The 19,720-nt window shown below is 36.4% G+C and carries 19 protein-coding genes; 11 read left to right on the top strand and 8 right to left on the bottom strand.

Annotation, left to right across the window (positions count from 1 at the left end; translation table 11 throughout):
- Positions 1-68: 68 nt before the first annotated feature.
- From SKM54_RS03400 to dapA, 4 genes are all read right to left on the bottom strand, one after another.
- Positions 69-704 carry a YrbL family protein gene (locus SKM54_RS03400; RefSeq protein WP_321089034.1) on the bottom strand — a complete coding sequence of 212 codons (636 nt, stop codon included), beginning with the start codon at positions 702-704 and terminating at the stop codon, positions 69-71.
- Between the two features lie 215 nt (positions 705-919).
- On the bottom strand, positions 920-1,639 hold the full coding sequence (gene purC / locus SKM54_RS03395) for a phosphoribosylaminoimidazolesuccinocarboxamide synthase (RefSeq protein ID WP_154773304.1): 720 nt from the start codon (positions 1,637-1,639) through the stop codon (positions 920-922).
- 37 nt (positions 1,640-1,676) lie between these two features.
- Positions 1,677-2,279: a lipoprotein-34 precursor (NlpB) gene (locus SKM54_RS03390; protein WP_321094062.1), complete on the bottom strand. Its 603-nt coding sequence runs from the start codon at positions 2,277-2,279 to the stop codon at positions 1,677-1,679.
- 13 nt (positions 2,280-2,292) lie between these two features.
- Positions 2,293-3,192 carry a 4-hydroxy-tetrahydrodipicolinate synthase gene (dapA, locus tag SKM54_RS03385; protein ID WP_321094059.1) on the bottom strand — a complete coding sequence of 300 codons (900 nt, stop codon included), beginning with the start codon at positions 3,190-3,192 and terminating at the stop codon, positions 2,293-2,295.
- Between the two features lie 649 nt (positions 3,193-3,841).
- On the opposite strand from dapA, the gene mhpT reads away from it, so the two are divergent.
- The 3 genes from mhpT to SKM54_RS03370 all read left to right on the top strand — a co-directional run bounded on the left by mhpT (position 3,842) and on the right by SKM54_RS03370 (position 6,933).
- Positions 3,842-5,122 (top strand): 3-(3-hydroxy-phenyl)propionate transporter MhpT, encoded by a 1,281-nt coding sequence (gene mhpT, locus SKM54_RS03380; RefSeq protein WP_321091513.1) that lies wholly within the window; start codon positions 3,842-3,844, stop codon positions 5,120-5,122.
- 150 nt (positions 5,123-5,272) lie between these two features.
- Positions 5,273-5,905, top strand: a complete 633-nt coding sequence (gene pncA, locus SKM54_RS03375) for a bifunctional nicotinamidase/pyrazinamidase (RefSeq protein ID WP_321091383.1) — start codon at positions 5,273-5,275, stop codon at positions 5,903-5,905.
- An 83-nt stretch (positions 5,906-5,988) separates the two neighbouring features.
- Entirely contained in the window at positions 5,989-6,933 is a 945-nt protein-coding gene (locus SKM54_RS03370; RefSeq protein WP_321094057.1) for a bile acid:sodium symporter family protein, read from the top strand.
- A 60-nt stretch (positions 6,934-6,993) separates the two neighbouring features.
- Here SKM54_RS03370 and SKM54_RS03365 read toward each other — a convergent pair whose 3' ends face one another.
- On the bottom strand, positions 6,994-8,247 hold the full coding sequence (locus tag SKM54_RS03365) for a hypothetical protein (protein ID WP_321094054.1): 1,254 nt from the start codon (positions 8,245-8,247) through the stop codon (positions 6,994-6,996).
- Positions 8,248-8,324: 77 nt separating this feature from the next.
- On the opposite strand from SKM54_RS03365, the gene serB reads away from it, so the two are divergent.
- The 3 genes from serB (at position 8,325) to SKM54_RS03350 (ending at position 10,930) form a co-directional block, all read left to right on the top strand.
- On the top strand, positions 8,325-9,545 hold the full coding sequence (serB, locus tag SKM54_RS03360; protein WP_154773297.1) for a phosphoserine phosphatase SerB: 1,221 nt from the start codon (positions 8,325-8,327) through the stop codon (positions 9,543-9,545).
- Between the two features lie 412 nt (positions 9,546-9,957).
- Positions 9,958-10,296 carry a ciprofloxacin tolerance protein AciT gene (gene aciT, locus SKM54_RS03355; RefSeq protein WP_248103962.1) on the top strand — a complete coding sequence of 113 codons (339 nt, stop codon included), beginning with the start codon at positions 9,958-9,960 and terminating at the stop codon, positions 10,294-10,296.
- Positions 10,297-10,450: 154 nt separating this feature from the next.
- Complete coding sequence (locus SKM54_RS03350; protein WP_154773295.1) at positions 10,451-10,930, top strand: SCP-2 sterol transfer family protein; 480 nt, start codon at positions 10,451-10,453, stop codon at positions 10,928-10,930.
- Between the two features lie 106 nt (positions 10,931-11,036).
- Here SKM54_RS03350 and dtd read toward each other — a convergent pair whose 3' ends face one another.
- Positions 11,037-11,477, bottom strand: a complete 441-nt coding sequence (gene dtd, locus SKM54_RS03345) for a D-aminoacyl-tRNA deacylase (RefSeq protein ID WP_321089029.1) — start codon at positions 11,475-11,477, stop codon at positions 11,037-11,039.
- A gap of 237 nt (positions 11,478-11,714) precedes the next feature.
- Here dtd and SKM54_RS03340 point away from each other — a divergent pair, with 237 nt between their 5' ends.
- The 5 genes from SKM54_RS03340 (at position 11,715) to asd (ending at position 17,119) form a co-directional block, all read left to right on the top strand.
- Positions 11,715-13,232: a catalase gene (locus SKM54_RS03340; protein WP_321094052.1), complete on the top strand. Its 1,518-nt coding sequence runs from the start codon at positions 11,715-11,717 to the stop codon at positions 13,230-13,232.
- Positions 13,233-13,409: 177 nt separating this feature from the next.
- Positions 13,410-13,907, top strand: a complete 498-nt coding sequence (locus tag SKM54_RS03335; RefSeq protein ID WP_321094049.1) for an ankyrin repeat domain-containing protein — start codon at positions 13,410-13,412, stop codon at positions 13,905-13,907.
- Between the two features lie 149 nt (positions 13,908-14,056).
- On the top strand, positions 14,057-15,259 hold the full coding sequence (gene pncB / locus SKM54_RS03330) for a nicotinate phosphoribosyltransferase (protein ID WP_321089027.1): 1,203 nt from the start codon (positions 14,057-14,059) through the stop codon (positions 15,257-15,259).
- A 169-nt stretch (positions 15,260-15,428) separates the two neighbouring features.
- Positions 15,429-16,271, top strand: a complete 843-nt coding sequence (locus tag SKM54_RS03325; RefSeq protein ID WP_321094047.1) for a sulfurtransferase — start codon at positions 15,429-15,431, stop codon at positions 16,269-16,271.
- Positions 16,268-17,119, top strand: a complete 852-nt coding sequence (asd, locus tag SKM54_RS03320) for an archaetidylserine decarboxylase (RefSeq protein ID WP_154773289.1) — start codon at positions 16,268-16,270, stop codon at positions 17,117-17,119. Before SKM54_RS03325 ends, asd begins: the two co-directional genes overlap by 4 nt.
- 57 nt (positions 17,120-17,176) lie before the next feature.
- Here asd and phoR read toward each other — a convergent pair whose 3' ends face one another.
- Together phoR and phoB are read right to left on the bottom strand one after the other, a co-directional pair.
- On the bottom strand, positions 17,177-18,535 hold the full coding sequence (gene phoR, locus SKM54_RS03315) for a phosphate regulon sensor histidine kinase PhoR (RefSeq protein ID WP_321088332.1): 1,359 nt from the start codon (positions 18,533-18,535) through the stop codon (positions 17,177-17,179).
- 10 nt (positions 18,536-18,545) lie between these two features.
- Positions 18,546-19,256: a phosphate regulon transcriptional regulator PhoB gene (gene phoB, locus SKM54_RS03310; protein ID WP_171501324.1), complete on the bottom strand. Its 711-nt coding sequence runs from the start codon at positions 19,254-19,256 to the stop codon at positions 18,546-18,548.
- Positions 19,257-19,720 lie beyond the last annotated feature (464 nt).

Raw genomic sequence — 19,720 nt, 5'->3', positions numbered from 1 at the left:
TTTGGATTGATATTAAAAAAGCCCTAATTTATAGGGCTTCTTTTAAAGTATTAATAAGCTATTTTTTACTATGAGTGTGCATTTAACAGAACTTGAATTTCAGCATCAATACGTTTTTGCATTTTCCGAATATTCTTGGTGTTAATAGTTTTAGATAGGCTTCTTATTGGAATAAAAAGTTTTTCACCAATTCCATCAACCAAAACAAATTCAGGCTTATCATTTCTGCATTCAGTATACATGATGCCATTAATATTGACTTCACCATACACGATATGTAAATCACAGCAAGTATCATAAAATTCAGCTAAAGCTTTAGCATGTTTTTCATGAAATAAATTTTGTAGGCACATTTCGTATAAGGTCATGCCTTTTCCATTAGGACTAATAATTTTTTCGGTAACTAAACCTAGACCATTAGATGTCATGGCAAAGCCATAGGTTGTTTCAATAGGAAAATGGAATCTATTATCTTTATAATTATTTTTGCATAATTTTAGGTATTCTAATATTTGACGCTGGAACTGCTTAAATACTCCATTTGATCTATTACGCTTAAATGTATGATCTTGCCATCCGCCATCTTCACCTACATATTTAGGATTCATAATTTTGATAATTTTATTATCATCTTCAGGATGTTGGTAAACAATTTTAGAGCACCCTTGTCCAAAATGTTGTAATTCACTTATTTGATAAATCATAAGTTTACTCTGTGTGAGATTGCGCTAGATAAGTCTAAAAAATACCGTAAAAGATTATACATTATTACATTTTCATGATGCTTTATAAAGCTTCATAAAGGAGAGGAAGTCTTTGTTTAGTCTTTATATAGTTTGCTTTATAAGCAGTCTAATTGTGAACTTTAAACATAAAAAAACCGAGCTTATTAGCTCGGTTTCTTGAAGATCAGATATTATTAGATATCTGAAAGGTCGATGCCAATACGTGCAGCAACTTCTTCATAAGCTTCAACAACACCGCCTAAACCTTGACGGAAACGGTCTTTGTCGAGTTTTTTCTTAGTATCTTTGTCCCATAAACGGCAACCGTCTGGAGAGAATTCATCACCAAGAACAATGCGGTCATGGAATACACCAAATTCAAGTTTGAAATCTACAAGAAGCATGTTGCCAGTTGCGAATAATTCTTTAAGAACTTCATTTACTTGGTAAGTCAATTCTTTCATGCGAGCAAGTTGCTCAGCAGTTGCCCAACCTAAAGTGATTGCTTGCGACTCGTTAACCATTGGGTCACCAAGTGCATCATCTTTAAAGAATAATTCGAAAGTAGGTGGAACAAGCTCTTTGCCTTCTTCAACACCTAAGCGACGACATAATGAACCTGCAGCATAGTTACGAACTACACATTCAACAGGAATCATGTCTAACTTTTTAACTAAAACTTCTGTAGGAGAAAGAAGTTTTTCGAAATGTGTTTCGATACCAGCAGCAGCCAGCTTTTCCATGATAAAGGCGTTAAAACGGTTGTTAACCTTACCTTTTCGATCTAGTTGTTCGATTTTCTCGCCATTGAATGCAGAAGCATCATCACGAAAGACTAAAATCAGATGGTCTGCACTATCTGTTTCATAAACAGATTTTGCTTTACCAGTATAGAGCAAGGTTTGTTTTAACATGGAGGGAACCTTTTTCAAAAAAAATGCCTAGAAATGTCTAGGCTGGCCAATTTTGATAAATCTGGGCTAACAATTCTGCAGCAACTTGTTTGTCTGCAAAAGTGTTGTCAGTATTGAACACAGCGAGGCTATTACTTGAACCAACAGAAGATAGTCTTAATACGTAAGATTTTTGATCAATCTTAATTGTTACATCAGTCGCATTTTTGCTTTGAGCTACAATTGAGTGGTTAAGACTGCTAAGCGTGGCAAGTGTATATTGCCAAATTGTAGCAGAATTCCCATCAATTTTGAGCAAAGGATTTTGATTACCATCAGTTATTTGCTGAGGACGACCAATAGAGCCTTCGTTTAAATCATCTTGTGTAGTCGTTTGCGTAAATGTTGTTGGACGTGGAAGCGCAAAACGATTACCACGTTCATTTTCATATTTTGGTGCATTTGCAGTCGCAAGAGGATCAACAATAGGAGCAGGATACAAAGGCGTTACTGGTCTAACCATTGAACCTTCAGGATATTGTAAAGGTTCGATTGTTGCTGTTTTTTTATAGTCCAAAGAACCATTACCGATTCCAAGTGAACTACAACCAACCAAACTTAAAGCTGAAAGTGCAGTGACTAAACCAAAACGTATTTGCATAATATAAGCTCTTTTATTTAATGATGCCTGCCGACGTGAGTGCTTCACGAAGCGGAGTGCGATATTGTTCTGCAAGTGGGGTAAGAGGTAAACGAATCCCTGTACCAATAAGTTTCATTTCATGAAGCGCCCATTTCACCGGAATTGGGTTCGATTCACAGAATAAAATGTCATGTAAAATAGCAACCTTGCTATTTAATTGTTCTGCTTTTGAAGAGTCGCCAGTAAGTGCTGTTGCACATACTTCACTCATTTCTTTAGGCGCAACGTTTGCGGTAACAGAGATATTACCTTTAGCACCTAATGCAATAAGTTGATACGCAGTTGCATCATCACCAGAGTAAACAGTCATTGCTTTGCCATTTAAGCCAATAATTAATTCCTGACCGCGTGGTACATCGCCAGTAGCATCTTTAATACCAACAATGTTTGGGATGTCTGCAAGACGAATAACTGTCTCATTCAGCATATCTACACCAGTACGACCCGGTACATTATATAGAATGATAGGTAAGTCTACTGCTTCTGCAATGGCTTTATAATGCTGATATAAACCTTCTTGTGTTGGCTTGTTGTAATAAGGAGTCACCAACAATGCAGCATCTGCACCAAGTTCTTTTGCTTCTTGCGTAAGTTCAATGGCTTCGCGTGTTGAGTTTGCACCAGTACCAGCAATAATCGGAATGCGTTTGTTTGCTACACGAATGATTTCTTTGATCACTTGAGTATGTTCAGCCATACTTAAAGTAGATGCTTCACCAGTTGTGCCAACTGCAACAATGCTGTTCGTGCCTTGTTCTATGTGCCACTCAACGAGCTTTTCTAGACCCTTCCAATCTACGCTGCCATCTTCTAACATTGGGGTGACAATTGCGACAATTGAGCCTTGAATGGTCTGTGCTTGCTGAGTCATTTTTTAAAAATATCCTATTTTCCCATCCACGTTATGTAGCGAAACAGAAAATGTGGATGGTTGCAGTATTTTGATTTGAGTCAAAATTCAATAATCATCATTGAATAATGCTTATGCAAATTATGACTGATTCAGTTTGTCAGAACAATAACCTTTAGTCAAAGCAATAACAAAGTTTTTAATATTTATAAAACTTTATTGAAATTATAAGTTTGATTTTAAAACGCTGTTATTTTCTTCATTAAAATGAGCCTTTTTTTAATTTTCAATTATGAAAATCCAACAAAAATATTTTGTTTTAAATCTATTCAGAGATTCATTTAAAAGTTATTTGATATTTAAATACTTATTTTTAAGATGAAATAAATCTATTTTTAGATAAAGTTGATCTTAATAGTCGGCTTAATTTGAGGTTTAATTATCGAAAATAAATCATTATTTAAGACCTTTTTAGTCTATTTAAGAAAATTACCATTATTGCATAGTGATAAAATATTCTTTAATTGAGCATAAAAATACAATATTGCTCCATCTATTTTAATTATTTATTGTTTTTAAGACTATTTATCTAATAATAAATTAATAGAAAATTCACATGAGTTAATTTCAAATATCAAACTCTATTCCACCAATAGTTAGCTACAGTTTTATTTCAAATTTAAAGATGATGGGCACTTTCTTAACATCTAGTTTGAGTTTAACTATGGATAGTGTAAATCACCAATCCAATAAGAAGCATGCAATTGTTACAGTAGCAATCTGCTTTCTTATTGCAGTAATCGAAGGGTTAGATATTCAAGCAGCAGGGATTGCTGCGGCGGGGATTAGAGAACATTTTGGCTTAGATAGTTCTCAATTAGGCATTTTCTTCAGTGTTGGTATTTTGGGTTTATTACCAGGTGCTTTAGTTGGTGGTCGAATTGCCGATCGTATCGGTCGTAAAACTGTCCTTATTTGGTCAGTAGCTACATTTGCAGTTTTCACCTTATGTACTGTATGGGTAAATAGCTTTGGTTCTTTATTGGCAGTGCGTTTCTTAGCGGGTGCTGGTTTGGGTGCTGCAATGCCTATTCTCATTACCTTAGCATCAGAAGCAGTATCTCCACAGAACCGTGGTCGTGCTGTTGGCTTAATGTACTGTGGTATGCCTGTAGGTGCAGCAATTCTATCTTTGATTGCAGCAACTGAGTTTGGTAGTAACTGGAAAAATATTTTCTACCTAGGTGGTTTACTGCCAATCATCGTTATTCCAGTAATGATGTGGTTCTTACCTGAATCTAAAGAATACTTAAAAGCAAAAGATATTGCTGCGTCAGCGCCAGCAGATGCTGCTGCTCAGGGCTCATTCAAAGATTTATTTAATTCTCAAAATTTAATGCGTACATTGTTCATTTGGACAAGCTACTTCTTCACATTGATGGTGGTTTACATCATGTTAAGCTGGTTGCCATCATTGTTCCAAGAACTAGGCTTTACACGTAAAGAAGGTGCAACTGCGCAGTTCTACTTCATGGTAAGTGCAACGATTGGTACAATCATTTTAGGTATGTTGACTGACCGTTGGAAGAAAGCTTATGTTATTTTGTTAATGTACGGCGGTATCTTGGCTGGTCTAATTGCATTAAACGCAGCAGGCTCATTAACACAAATGTATATGGCTTCGGCATTGGTTGGTGCATTCGTAATTGGTTGTCAAGGTGTACTTTACGCATTCGGTGGTATTGTTTATCCAACAACAGTGCGTGGCACAGGTATTGGTGTTGCTTCTGCGGTAGGCCGTATTGGCGCTATGCTTGGTCCTGCAATTGCGGGTAGCTTATTAACAGCAGGTTTTGGTGCGGCAGGTGTGATCTCAGCAGCAATTCCATGTATTATCATTTCAGCTGTAGTGATGTTGTTACTTGTTCGTAAAATGAATACAACGAACTAAGCAAAATTTTCTTAAAAGACCCGCCATGAGCGGGTCTTTTTTTATTGTAGCTTTACCCTAGGCAGTCAAATAATTTACTCGTTTAGAATAAACATAAAATTTTAAGTTATGCTTGAATACAGTCTAAACTGAGAAGAACATGGTCGGCTTATGCAAAAAAATGCAGCTTTAATTGTTGTTGATGTTCAAAATGGATTTACACCAGGTGGAAATTTAGCTGTTGCAAATGCAGATGAAATTATTCCAAACATCAATGAAATTGCGACGTATTTTGAAAATATTATTATCACGCAAGATTGGCATCCTGAAGATCATATTTCTTTTGCCCAAAACCATGCCAATAAGAACCCTTTTGATACTGTAGAACTAGATTACGGTACGCAAGTATTGTGGCCATCGCATTGTGTACAGGGAACTCATGATGCTGAATTGCATCCAAATTTAAAATTGCCAACAGCTCAGCTTATTATTCGAAAAGGATTCCATCGTCATATAGATAGTTATTCGGCATTTATGGAAGCTGATCATAAAACAACAACAGGCTTGTCTGGTTATTTAAAAGAACGTGCGATAGACACTGTTTTTGTTGTGGGCATTGCAACAGATTTTTGTGTGGCTTGGACGGCAATTGATGCTGTAACTTTAGGTTTTAAAACCTTTGTCATTGCAGATGCGACCAAAGGAATTGATTTAAACGGTTCGCTGCAGCAAGCATGGCAAGATATGTTGGAAGCAGGTGTACATCGAATTAATATGAAAGATTTAATACAACAACAGGCTTAAATAAGTATCGTCTTTCATGGGGATAATACAGAATTATTCCCTTTATTTTTATCTCCTAAAACCATAAATACAGGAGTAGGCAGATGTCTATTCTTTTTAAATTTTCAGAGTTTGTTAAAAAGACCTTTGCTTTATGGGTCATACTTTTTTCAGGACTTGCCCTTTATAACCCAGAGAGCTTTGTTTGGTTAAAAACCTATATTACATGGATGTTAGGCATCATTATGTTTGGTATGGGCATGACTATGACCTTGGGCGATTTTAAAGGTGTATTACAAAGCCCGAAAGCGGTCACGATTGGTGTATTTGCACAGTTTATTGTGATGCCTACTTTGGCTTATTTGCTATGTAAGCTTTTTAACTTACCTACAGAAATTGCAATTGGAGTGATTCTCGTAGGTTGTTGCCCTGGTGGCACAGCTTCGAATGTTATTACCTATATGGCAAAAGGAAATACAGCGCTTTCTGTTGCATGTACTTCTGTTTCCACAATTCTTGCGCCAATTCTGACACCTGCAATTTTTTATGTTTTAGCCAGTCAGTGGATTGATATTAATGCCATGTCGATGCTGAAATCTATTTTACAAGTGGTGTTATTTCCAATAGTTTTAGGTTTGCTTGTACGTGCTATTTTGAAAAAAAAGGTCGATCATTATATTCAGGTTATGCCTCTAATTTCTGTAGTTGCGATTGTCGCAATTGTTGCTGCTATTATTGCAGGCAGTAAGGCACAAATTTTAGAATCAGGCTTAATGATTTTAGGCGTTGTAATTTTACATAATGGTTTAGGTTTACTTTTAGGTTTTTGGGCAGCGCGAATATTCAAATTGCCGTACACAGATTGCAAAGCAATTTCTATTGAAGTGGGAATGCAAAACTCAGGTTTAGGTGTAGCTTTAGCTGCAGTACATTTTGCACTTTCACCCATTACGGCAGTTCCAAGTGCTATTTTTAGTTTATGGCACAATATTTCGGGTTCTGCGCTTGCAACGTATTGGGCAGCTAAATCAGATAAAACAGAAAAATAAATTTTTAGATGTAAAAAAGCCTGACATTTAGTCAGGCTTTTTTATTTCAACATTGCATGCTTAAGATGCGCGAGATTGTTTTGCTTTAAGGATTTCAGTACGAATAGTTTGAGCCAACTCCGCTTGATTGCTATCCATGCCGTTAATCATAAATGCATGGCGCGTTAAAACATTGGTCGGATTTGGTAGATTCACCAATTCATAGTGCGTAGACAAATCTTTTAATAACTCATTTGGTAGGTAAATTGCACTTTCTTTTGCTGAAAGTTGATTTACTAAGCGTTCCGCAGCTTGTACTGCATTTAGCTGCATTGTTTCAACTGAAGTTGCGATAGCACAACGAGTTTGTAGAACAAAACGTTTGTCTTCGCGGTAACGCTTATACAATACTTCAGACAGAAGTTGGAACACTGTACCAATTATCGCTAAACACTCTGCAGCATTAGGCTTCTCAGAAGAAATAGTTAAAGTTGCACCATTTCGATTGAACTGCTGAACAGTTGTAATGTCGGAAACATTCAATTTGTAATGCTGAACACAAAGCTCAATACTCTTTGTTAAAAAGATTTGGCATAAATTAAAGTAAGGAATTGAAACCTTATCTGTAATTGAGTCAAGTAATTGCTTTGGATCGTAGAACTGAATATTTAAAGCAATTGCATTTTGATCTTGAGTTTCGGTTTTGAATTCTCTTGCTTTAACTAAAGGCTTCGAAAGATGCTGAGATTGCGCCAATGTTACAGCTGAATTTTTCTTTTCTTGTTCTAATGCTTGAGTCAGCATTTGAAGTTCGTGTTTTAAGCGCGCTTCATTATTAATATTTGTAAGATACTCAGTACGGCTTGGTCGAGCAATAGCGCGATACGCTAACCATAATAAGCTATGAATAAATAATGAAAATAGAATTGCCATCCATTGAGTACGTAAAATTTCACCAATACTTGGCTTAATTAACGTAATTTCAATTGTTCCGACTTTCTTTTCATTTTGTAAGGCATCACGAACAAAAATTTCACCCTGACGTGTTTTTGACATGCCGCCAGTCGCAAGCACCTGCTTATTGGCATCTAAAATACGAATAGATGCAATATTCGGGTTGGTTGCATAACGATTCGCCAACAAAGCAAGAGACACTGTATTGGCAGGATCAAGCTCAGATAAGCTGTCCGTAACCAATTGAGTTGTCATCAATTGCCCTTGATTGGCGCGGTTTTCATTTAATTGATGTGTCGTTGCAAGTACCAATAAAAAGGTATGCAAGGTAAAGCTTACAATCAGTAGGCTAGCAAATAGCCCTTGTCTAGGCGCATTCAACGTAAACTTCCAAAGTAATTCTACTTAAATTCGATTATGATTCTAACAATAGTTGTAGCTCAGACCAGAGTCAATTCATGCGTGAAATCATTCTTATATCATTTTTAGGACCTGACCAACCTAATCAGTTTACTCGATTAATGCAGGTGTTGTCCGCTCATTCCTTACAAATTCTAGATGTTGGCCAAGCCGTCATCCATAATCAACTCACTTTAGGTATTGTTGTTGCCTCTGAAGATCAGACTGCGACAGCATTAGCCATGAAAGAGATCTTAATTTTAGCACATGAAATTGGTTTAACTGTTCGCTTTAAACCAATCTTAACAACAGATTATGATCAATGGGTAAGTGAAGGCGGGCGCACACGTTATATCGTAACGGCATTAGCTCCTGAATTAAAAGCATCTCACTTACAAGCAGTGACTCAAATTGTGTCTAGCCAAGGCTTTAACATTGAAACGGTAACACGTTTATCTGGTAGACCAACTTTAGAAAATGAAGCAATTGAGCCTAAACGTGCTTGTGTAGAGTTTGGTTTAAAAGGGCAAATGTTAGATGCAGCTGCAATGCGTGCGGCTTGCTTAAAGTTATCTAGCGAATTAAATGTCGATGTTGCTGTTCAAGAAGACAATGCTTACCGCCGTAACCGTCGCTTAGTATGTTTCGATATGGATTCAACGCTTATTGAACAAGAAGTGATTGATGAACTTGCGAAAGAAGCAGGCGTAGGGGAGCAAGTTGCTGAAATTACCGAACGTGCAATGCAAGGTGAACTTGATTTCCAAAGTAGTTTCCGTGCACGTGTTGCTTTATTAAAAGGTATGGATGCTTCTGTACTTGAAAGTATTGCAGAACGATTAACTATTACTGAAGGTGCAGAACGTTTAATTTCTACATTAAAAGCATTAGGTTATCGCACGGCAATTTTGTCTGGTGGTTTTCAATATTTTGCAGAATATTTACAAGCAAAATTAGGTATAGATGAAGTACATGCAAACATCTTAGACATTCAAGATGGCAAGGTAACAGGTGAAGTGAAAGGGCATATTGTAGATGGTGCTCGTAAAGCTTTATTACTGACGCAAATTGCTGAAGAAATGGGTATTTCACTTGAACAAACAATTGCAGTAGGCGATGGTGCAAACGATTTACCAATGCTTTCAATTGCAGGCTTAGGCGTAGCATTCCGTGCTAAACCATTAGTTCGTCAAAATGCAAACCAAGCCATTTCAAGCGTTGGTTTAGATGGCGTACTTTATTTACTTGGCGTTCATGATAAAGACTTAAATCGAGCTTAATCACTGAATAGTTTGAATAAAAATACGGCAGTCATGCCGTATTTTTTTGTTTGAATTTAGGTCGAAAACGAGAAGCAAGTAGCAATTTAATACAAGAAAAAAATAACGATAAATGCCATCGGTAAAAAAAATTTCTGATCTAAAAAGAGCACTGTTTTTTTTGTAATGACACGCTAAGAAAGAACAGGCTTAAGTTCCCGAAAAAGTTAAAATCAAAAAAATGTAATTACAATATAATATTGCGACAATGTATGTCGCATAACCAAATAACAAGTCTTTTTTTATACAAAAAACTGCTCATAATGCTTTTCATAGAGTTTAAATATACATAGCCCATTAATCTAATTAAAGGTATTCGCGTTAGATGGGCGCTTTGTACAAAAGCACAAATCTAACACTAACGGAGGTTTTTATGGCAACAGCAGATTTAGCAAGCATTGTCGGCATAAGCTTAGTAGCGGTTGCTTTGATTGCTGTTTTCTTCTCGCCTTATCGCCGCTGGTTAAGTTTTATGATGGCTGGAATGGTGTTTTGGGGATTACTGGAAGCGGTACGTTTTAGCGTACAAACAGTATTCGAATTCCCTGTAACCTATAGTTATTTAGCTGCGATTTCATTTGCAATGGTCATGATGACGATATTGCTTTTAGTTGAAGATCGTCGCGCGGAACGAGCAGCAGTAGCAAAGCGTCGTTATATTGAGCATACTCCAGTATATGAGGACGATCAGCAGCAATATTCTAGCCGTTAAGCGAAGACTGATCTTTCTTGAAAAATGCACATTTATGTGCATTTTTTTATACCTAAAATTTATACTTTATTACGTAAAGCAGTACTGCAAAAAAAATAAGCTATGGTAGGATGTCGTAGTTCAATTTTATAAAATTACAATAGGCTTCGATGTCATGAAATTTCCTTCACTACCTGTCGTAAAATTACCACTTGTTGATGTGAGTACAGATCCACTTGATCTTATGATTGCAGGTTTAGTATTGCGTATGAAGCAATTGGCTCGTACAAGTCCTAAATTTATTGAGTTAATTCACGATAGACAGTTCCGTATTCAAATTGGTACGGACTTAGGTATGGCACGTCAAATTATTGTGAATAATGGCAAAATTGATACCGTTTCAGGAAGTGCTGAACCTGCTGATTTTACTTTGCAGTTTGCAGACAGTGAGCAAGGTGTGAAAACTTTGGCTAAAGGCGATCCATCTGTATTTATGACAGGTATGCAAAACGGCACAATTAAAATGGAAGGCGATTTCAGTTTATTGGTTTGGTTTAACCGCGTTGCTCGACTTATTCCACCAAAATTGCCAAAGCCTGTGAAAGAAAAATTGTCTTTTGCTCGTCAATTCATCAAAGAAAAAACGGGTAAATAAGAATTTTACTCCAAAGTTTCCTTTCTTTGAGAAAGTAGAAATTAGGAGAAAGCTTAATAAAAAGCCCTCAAATATGAGGGCTTTTTTGCATCTATAACATATTGAGTTATTCAATTTCCAAGTTAAATGTCACAGGTCCATCATTGACCAAATGCACTTTCATATCTGCTGCGAAAATACCTGTTTGAACATTTTCAAACTGAGATTTTGTATATTCAACCAGTTGTTCATAAAGTTCTTTTGCATCGTTTGGTGTCATTGCAGGACCAAAGTCAGGACGTAAACCTTTTTGTGTTTGTGCCATCAAAGTAAATTGAGAAACAAGTAATAAGCCACCATTGGCTTGGGAAATATTCCAGCCCATTTTTCCTTGTTCATCATCAAAAAAGCGATATTTTAAAATTTTATCGATCAGCTTTTTGCCTTTTTCTAAATTATCTTCTTTGCCTAAACCTAGAAAAACCAGAATGCCTTTTTCAATTTCTCCAGTTATTTCACCATCTACAACTACTTTAGCTTCAAGAACTCGTTGCAATAAAGCACGCATAACACAACCACATATGATGTTTTTTAATTCAAACAGATTGTAGCAAATATCACTATTCAGCATGATGTTTTAAGCGTTGGATTTGTATAAGTATATAATAAATATAAAAAAATCATATAAAACCAAACACATGATCTAATAAAACGATTGTAAATATAAAAATAAACCCTTTTACCAATTTATGTGAAAAATGTAATTTAGCCCGTGCAGGAAAGGTATGAATTGAGAGAAAACATCATGTTTAAGCGTTCTTTATTGGTTGCAATGCTTACAGCAGCAACGGCAGCGACACAAGCTGCACCATTAACAAAAGATAACGGTGCTCCAGTGGGTGATAATCAAAACTCAATCACCGCAGGTCCAAATGGTGGCACTTTGCTACAAGACGTTCAATTGGTACAAAAATTACAACGTTTTGGTCGCGAGCGTATTCCTGAGCGTGTTGTTCATGCACGTGGTACAGGTGCTTATGGTGAGTTTGTTGCAACTAAAGATTTATCGGATTTAACACTTGCATCACTTTTCAAAGGTGGCACAAAAACTCCAGTATTCTTACGTTTTTCAACTGTAATTCATGGTAAAGGTTCTCCTGAAACTTTACGTGACCCACACGGTTTTGCTATCAAGTTTTATACAAAAGAAGGTAACTGGGACTTAGTGGGTAACCAATCTCCAGTATTCTTTATTCGTGATGCAATTAAATTCCCAGACTTCATTCATGCAATGAAGCCAAGCCCAATTAACAACGTTCAAGATGCGAACCGTGTTTTTGACTTCTTGTCTAGCCAACCATGGGCAACAAACATGTTGACTTATGTGTATGGTAACCAAGGTGTGCCAACAAGCTATCGTGAACAAGATGGTTTTGGTGTTCACGCTTACAAGTTGTATAACGACAAAGGCGAATACAAATACGTTAAATTTAACTTCCGCTCTAAACAAGGCGTAAAAGGTCTTAACGTTAAAGAAGCTGCGGAACAGCAAGGTAAAGACTTCAACCACTTAACGAATGATCTTTACAACAATATTAACAAAGGTAACTTCCCTAAATGGGATCTTTATATTCAAGTTTTAGATCCGAAAGATTTAGGTAAGTTTGATTTCGATCCTTTAGATCCTACAAAAATTTGGCCTAACGATTTAGTTCCAGAAACTAAAGTAGGTACGTTAACGCTTAATCGTATGCCGAAGAACTTCTTTAACGAAACTGAGCAATCCGCATTTGCACCAGGTAACTTAGTTCCAGGTATCGAACCATCTGAAGACCGTTTATTACAAGGTCGTGTGTTCTCATATTCAGATACTCAAATGTATCGTTTAGGCACGAACCATCAGCAAATTCCTGTAAACCGTCCATTGGTTGAAGTAAATAATAACAACCAAGATGGTTACATGAACGTAAGTGAACGTGATTCTGACGTGAACTATGAACCAAGCCGTAAAGAGCCAAAACCATCAACTGCGAAAGCACGTGCGGTAGAAACGCCTTTATCTGGTTATGTTCAACAAATTGCTGTGAAAGAACAAAACTTCAAGCAAGCTGGTGATTTATACCGTTCATACACTGCAAAAGAAAAAGATGATTTGATCATGAACTTGGCGGCTGACTTAGGCAACGTTAAAGATTCAGAAACAAAACACATCATGTTGTCTTACTTCTATAAAGCAGATGCAGACTACGGTACACGCATGACTAAAGCTGTAAATGGTAACTTGGCGACTGTAAAAGCAAAAGCAGCGAAATTAAAAGACTAAGTCTTTAACTAATCAATTTAGGTTGATTGGCTGAATTGGTGACTAGGGCATAGGAAGTCACCTCAAGAAAGTCCTGTAGAACTCAATTCCTTTCCTGCACCCTAGGGGAGTTTTACAGGCACTCAATTTTTGCAAATTTCAAACTTTGAAATAATTCGATTTCTGTTGGAGTTCATTATGAGTATTTTACAACGAACATTTTTAGCTAGTATTTTTGTCTTTTCTTCTGCATTTGCAACAGCAACTGAAGTCAAAAATATCTCCCCCGCTAAAAATGCTGTAACTAATCAGGTGAACTCACAACAGGAATTGATTGATCTATTTTTTGCTGCTGCTAAAACGGGTAATGAAGAAGTGATCAATGAGTTTTTAAAATATGGTTTTCCTGTAGATGTCAGAAATAAGGATGGTTACACGCCAATCATGATGGCGGCTTATTATGGACATCAAAATATTGTAACGACCTTAATTTCAAACGGTGCAGACCGCTGTGCCCGCGACAATAAAGGCAATACAGCCTTAATGGGCGCAATGTTTAAATTAGAATGGTCTATTGTGAAACAGCTTCGCAAAACAGATTGTGATGTAAATGCAAAGCAAACAGGACAGAAAACAGTTGAACAATTTGCCAAAATTATTGGACAGGATGAGAAATTAAAGCAGTTAAAAGATTAATTTTACGCTCTGAATATTAAGAATATTTAAGATCCAAGATAAATTGGATCTTTTCTTTTATCTAAAACAGACTACTGTCAGATAAAACTTTTAATTTTTACTTAAAAAATATGCTTTAATGCAATAAGCACAGCGAAATACATCAAGATATGGCTCCAATCATTCAATCTTTACTTGATACAGATTTATACAAATTTACAATGCTTCAGGTGGTTCTTCATAAGTTTCCACAAACGCATAGTGTCTATCATTTCCGTTGCCGTAATTTGCAAGATACGGCTTATCCACTTGTGGACATTTTAGATGATTTAAATGAGCAATTAGATTATCTTTGCCAACTTCAATTTAAAGAAGACGAGCTTTTATATTTAAGAAGTTTGCGTTTTATTAAAAGTGATTTTGTCGATTATTTAGAATTATTTCAATTAAAGCGTCGTTTTATAAAAGCTGGAATAGATGAAGAAGGTCGTTTGGATATTTGGGTAGAAGGTCCAATGGTTCAAGCGATGATGTTTGAAATTTTTGTACTTGCCATTGTAAATGAGCTTTATTTTAAACGTATTCGTTCAGATGACGTTTTGGAAGAAGGTGAACGCCGTCTTTTAGCAAAAGTTGAACTACTTAAAAAATACGAAGCAGAACAAAATCCAAGTGATCCACCATTTTTGGTTTCAGATTTTGGAACACGTCGTCGTTATAGTTTTGAATGGCAAAAGCACGTTATTGAAGAATTTAACAAAGCTGCACCGCATATTTTTCGTGGAACAAGTAATGTTCTTATTGCGAAGAATTTAAACATTACGCCTATTGGAACAATGGCGCATGAATTCTTACAGGCTTTCCAAGCTTTAGATGTGCGCTTACGTAATTTCCAAAAATCGGCATTAGAAACTTGGGTGCAAGAGTACCGTGGTGATTTAGGAATTGCGCTGACCGATGTCGTCGGAATGGATGCATTTTTACGTGATTTCGATTTGTATTTTGCAAAACTGTTTGATGGTTTACGTCATGACAGTGGCGACCCATACGAATGGGGTGACAAAGCCTATGAACACTATAAAAATCTTAAAATTGACAGCAAAACTAAAATGCTCACGTTTAGTGATGGCTTAAATTTAGAAAAAGCGTGGTCATTGCATAATTACTTTAAAGATCGTTTCCAAGTGAGTTTTGGTATAGGCACAAATTTAACCAATGATATGGGGCAAACACCGCTTAATATTGTGTTGAAACTTGTGGAATGTAATGGACAATCTGTTGCGAAAATTTCAGATAGTCCAGGAAAAACTATGACAGATAATGATACTTTTCTTGCATATTTACGTCAGGTTTTTGATATTGCAGAAGTGTAAAATTACTTATATTTTAAAAATGCCGAACTTTATGTTTGGCATTTTTTTTTAAATAAGAACCAAGTTTTCTTATTTAAAATTATGCTAAGTGAATACTAGAATTGCACAGATTACAAAAAAGTAAGTGTGCTAAGATTGAAGTTATTCATCTAAATATATAATGCAAAAAATGGCTACATTTGATTTTAATTTCAAACTGTTAATTGAGGCAGAGGATTTAGTTCCTTACCTAGGAAATGAGAAAATACGTATTGTTGATGTGAGCCGAAGTTCGGTATATGCACAATTACATATTCCTCATGCAATTCATTTGAAACCAAATCTTTTGGTACGCCAAGAAGAAAATGCATCGGGTTTATTGCCTAATGAAGATGGCTTAAAAGCACTGATTGAATATTTAAATATTTCGCCAGATCATCACGTTGTTGCTTATGACGATGAAGGTGGTGCATGGGCAGGGCGTTTAATTTGGAATTTACATTGTTTAGGTTTTTATAATACAAGCCTGTTGAATGGCGGTATTCATGCATGGTTAGGTGCAGGTTTACCTACTTCAGCAGATGTAGAAAGCTTTGAAAACGTAAGTAATTTAGTTCAATTTAATTTAGATGAAACATATCGAATTCAATATGATGAATTACTTGAAAAGGTGAATAATAAAGAGATTCAGGTTTGGGATTGCCGTACAGAAGATGAATATACAGGCATCCGATTAGCTGCGCGACGCGGCGGTCACATTCCAGGGGCTATTCATTTTGAATGGAGTACTGCCCTAAACCGTGAAAATCATTTAAAATTGCATCCATTACAAAACACGCAACAACGTTTGGAACAGTTAGGCTTCAATTTAAATGAACCTGTAGTGGTGTATTGCCAATCGCATCATCGTTCAGGTTTGGCTTATATTTTAGGTCGTTTATTGGGGTGGGAAATTCAAGCGTATGATGGGGCGTGGAGTGAATGGGGCAACTGCCTCGCTAGTCCTATTATTACTGGAGAGTCGCCGTCTTGAGCCTCACATCACGTTTAAAAAAACAACTTTTCATTCAAGCACAACGTGTTGTGCCACAACACCAATTATCTCGTGTTGTAGGTAAACTTGCCGCAAGTGAAACTCCAATTATTAAAAACACCGTAATTAGTGCTTTTAAAGCGCAATATGGCATTGATATGTCGATTGCAGAACAACAAAATGCTTTGAAATTTAAATCATTTAATGAGTTTTTTACGCGCTCTTTAAAAGAAGGCGTTCGTGAAATTGATGCAGACGCAACAAGTATTGTGTCACCTGCTGATGGTGCAATTTCGCAATTAGGCAAAATTGAAGAGGGTGAAATTTTCCAAGCGAAAGGGCAAAGTTTCAATACGGCAAACTTAATTGCAGACCCTTTATTGGCAGAACCATTTAAAAATGGTCAGTTTGCGACGGTTTATCTTTCACCTAAAGATTATCATCGTGTGCACATGCCATTTGCAGGAACATTAACTGAAACGCTTTATGTTCCGGGCGAATTATTCTCTGTGAATCAAACCACTGCGGAAAATATTCCAGGTTTATTTGCACGTAATGAACGTATGGTATGTTTATTTGATACAGAACTTGGTCGTATGGCGGTTGTTCTTGTTGGTGCGATGATTGTTGCGGGTATTGAAACTGTTGCGACAGGTAAAGTTAAACCTTCTGGTCGTTTAGAAGTGAATCAGCACAATTTATTTTTAGAAAAGGGTGCTGAATTAGGTCGTTTCTATTTAGGTTCAACGGCTGTGGTTTTATTTGAAGAGAATAAAATGCAGTGGGATGCAGAATTTAAAGCGAATTCTGCGGTAGAAATGGGTAAAGCTTTAGGTCATACACTTTAAGTTTTATGACATTAAAAAAGCACCGAAAGGTGCTTTTTTAATGTCTTATTTACGAATTTAATTTGAGTGAAATAAGCGTTCTTTTGGAAATACAGCTTTAAAAATTGAACCTTGATTTTCTTTAGATTCGACTTCTAAATAAGCATTATGTTGCATAAGGACATGCTTCACAATGGCTAAGCCTAAACCTGTACCACCTGTAGCACGGCTACGTGCACTATCTACACGGTAAAAGCGTTCTGTTAAGCGTGGCAAGTGTTTCGGGTCAATACCAATGCCTGTATCTTCTACTGTAAAGTAGCCATGCGTACCATCATCATGCCAACCAATGGTAATTGTTCCACCTTTAGGCGTGTATTTAATTGCATTGGTAATGAGGTTGCTAAAAGCACTTGCGAGTTCCATATCTGAACCAATAATTTCGCAGTGGCTATCAATATTTAAATTCAGTGTATGACCGTAATCGACATTATAAGCTTGTGCATCATCAAATAATTGGTTCATTAAACTTGGCATTTCAATGATTTGGTTTTTGGCGATACTTTTTTCATTTTCTAAGCGAGAAAGTAAAAGTAGGTCATTTACCAAAGCATTCATACGACGTGTTTGCGATTGCATTTGATCAAATGCACGCTTCCAACGTGGATTAATATCTTCTTGGTCTGTAAATGTTTCAATATAGCCACTAAGCACGGTTAATGGCGTGCGAAGTTCGTGTGAAATGTTGTCTACAAAGTCTTTACGCATTTGTTCAAGATTGTGCATGCGAGTGACATCATAAGCAACCAATAGACGACTTTCACCACCAAATCGAGTCATTTTAACTTGTACATAATGTTCTTCATGAACGCTTGATTTCATTTTCAAGCCATCTGGAGATTCATCAATATGGTTAAAGTATTCAATGAAATTTGGCTGACGTAAAATACTTAAAATATTTCGACCACGATCATGCAGTTGAAAACCAAGTAAGTTTTCTGCAGCAGGATTCCACCATTCAATTTGGTTGTTGTCGTCAATTAAAACAACTGCTTCTGCTAAGGCAACAAGTGATGATTGGGCGCGGTCAATTAAGCCCACCATTTCTGCTTGTACAATTCGTTCTTGGCGCTGTGCTCTGTAAACATTGAAAAGTAGTGCGCCCCAAATGCCACCTAAGTTTGGTGGGACATCGTAGGGTCTATTTGAAATCCAATCGTTCACTAAATAAAGCGAGCGCAGTTGAATAATGCAGAACACTGCAAATGCACAAAGAATACAGCTCCAAAAGTATCCAGTTCCTAATCCAATAAATACAGCAATCACAATAAAGAATGTGAGGAGTCTTAAATCTTGCTTAGAAAAAGCCCATAAGCTGCTATATCGAAACTTTTTATGATCTCTTGCAAGCTCTGGGACAGGATATGGTTCGTACATAAAAAAATAATTAACCTAATGCGACATCAGCTCGCGTAGAAAAACGGTAACCAGTTCCACGAACAGTTTGGACAAAACGATCTGCACCAAATGGTTCTAAAACTTTACGTAAACGACGAATATGAACATCAATTGTACGGTCTTCAATATATACGTTTCCACCCCAAACTTGGTCAAGTAATTGAGCACGTGTATATGCACGTTCAGGATGGGTCATGAAAAATGCCAAAAGACGGTATTCAGTTGGTCCCATTTCCAAAATATTGTTACCAAAGCTTACGCGTTGGCTAATAGGATCTAAGATTAAACCATTGGCATCAATAGATTTTTCACCACTTAAAGCATTTGAGCGACGAAGCACAGCTTTAATGCGAGAAACCAATTCACGAGTAGAAAATGGTTTGGTCATGTAATCGTCTGCACCCGCATCTAGACCTTGAACTTTATGGTCTTCTTCACCGCGAGCAGTCAGCATAATGACTGGAATTTCAGAAAGGCTTTCATCTTTTTTTAAGCGACGGCATAAATCAACACCGCTAACACCACCAGGCATCATCCAATCTAATAAGACAAGAGAAGGGCGTTGATCGACAATCATTTGATGCGCTTGGCGAGCATCTTCAGCTTGCAAACAGTTAAAGCCTGCCATATCTAAAGCAGTGTGGATCATTTCCCGAATAGGGAGTTCATCATCAACAATTAAAATGTAGTCATCTTTCACAGCGCAATACCCTATTAATATAAACGGTTGACCGTTTTTGTATTTATGACAGGCTTATTACAAAGACTAATTATGACAGTATCATTGCAAAATAGAAAATATGACAATTCTAAAACGCAAATATGACATTTTCTTGATGATTTTATGAAGATTTTTTATTGTTGTAATGATTGCTATGATTGTCTTTCAGATTGTTGAATGTGTTAAAAATTATAAAAAATAGAAATTAAAACAATTTATTTTAAAATTAAATTTTTCTGCAAATATCACAAGAATTATAAAGATACAGAGGCTCAATTTCTCTAATATTATCGATAATAACTTATGTCACTTTTATGACAAATTTGGAAAAAAAGCGCATTTTTACTAAAAGTGACTGATGAAATTTTAAGTTTTTTCGGTTCATTGTTACAATTAAAGAGATACTTTGAACGGCAATATTTGCCTGTAATGCAAAATACTGA

Origin of the sequence: Acinetobacter faecalis (assembly GCF_034187745.1) — a bacterium.
In the GTDB taxonomy this organism is placed as follows: domain Bacteria; phylum Pseudomonadota; class Gammaproteobacteria; order Pseudomonadales; family Moraxellaceae; genus Acinetobacter; species Acinetobacter faecalis.
Note: the sequence above shows the minus strand (reverse complement) of the source record. Positions and strands in the feature narration are given on the sequence as shown.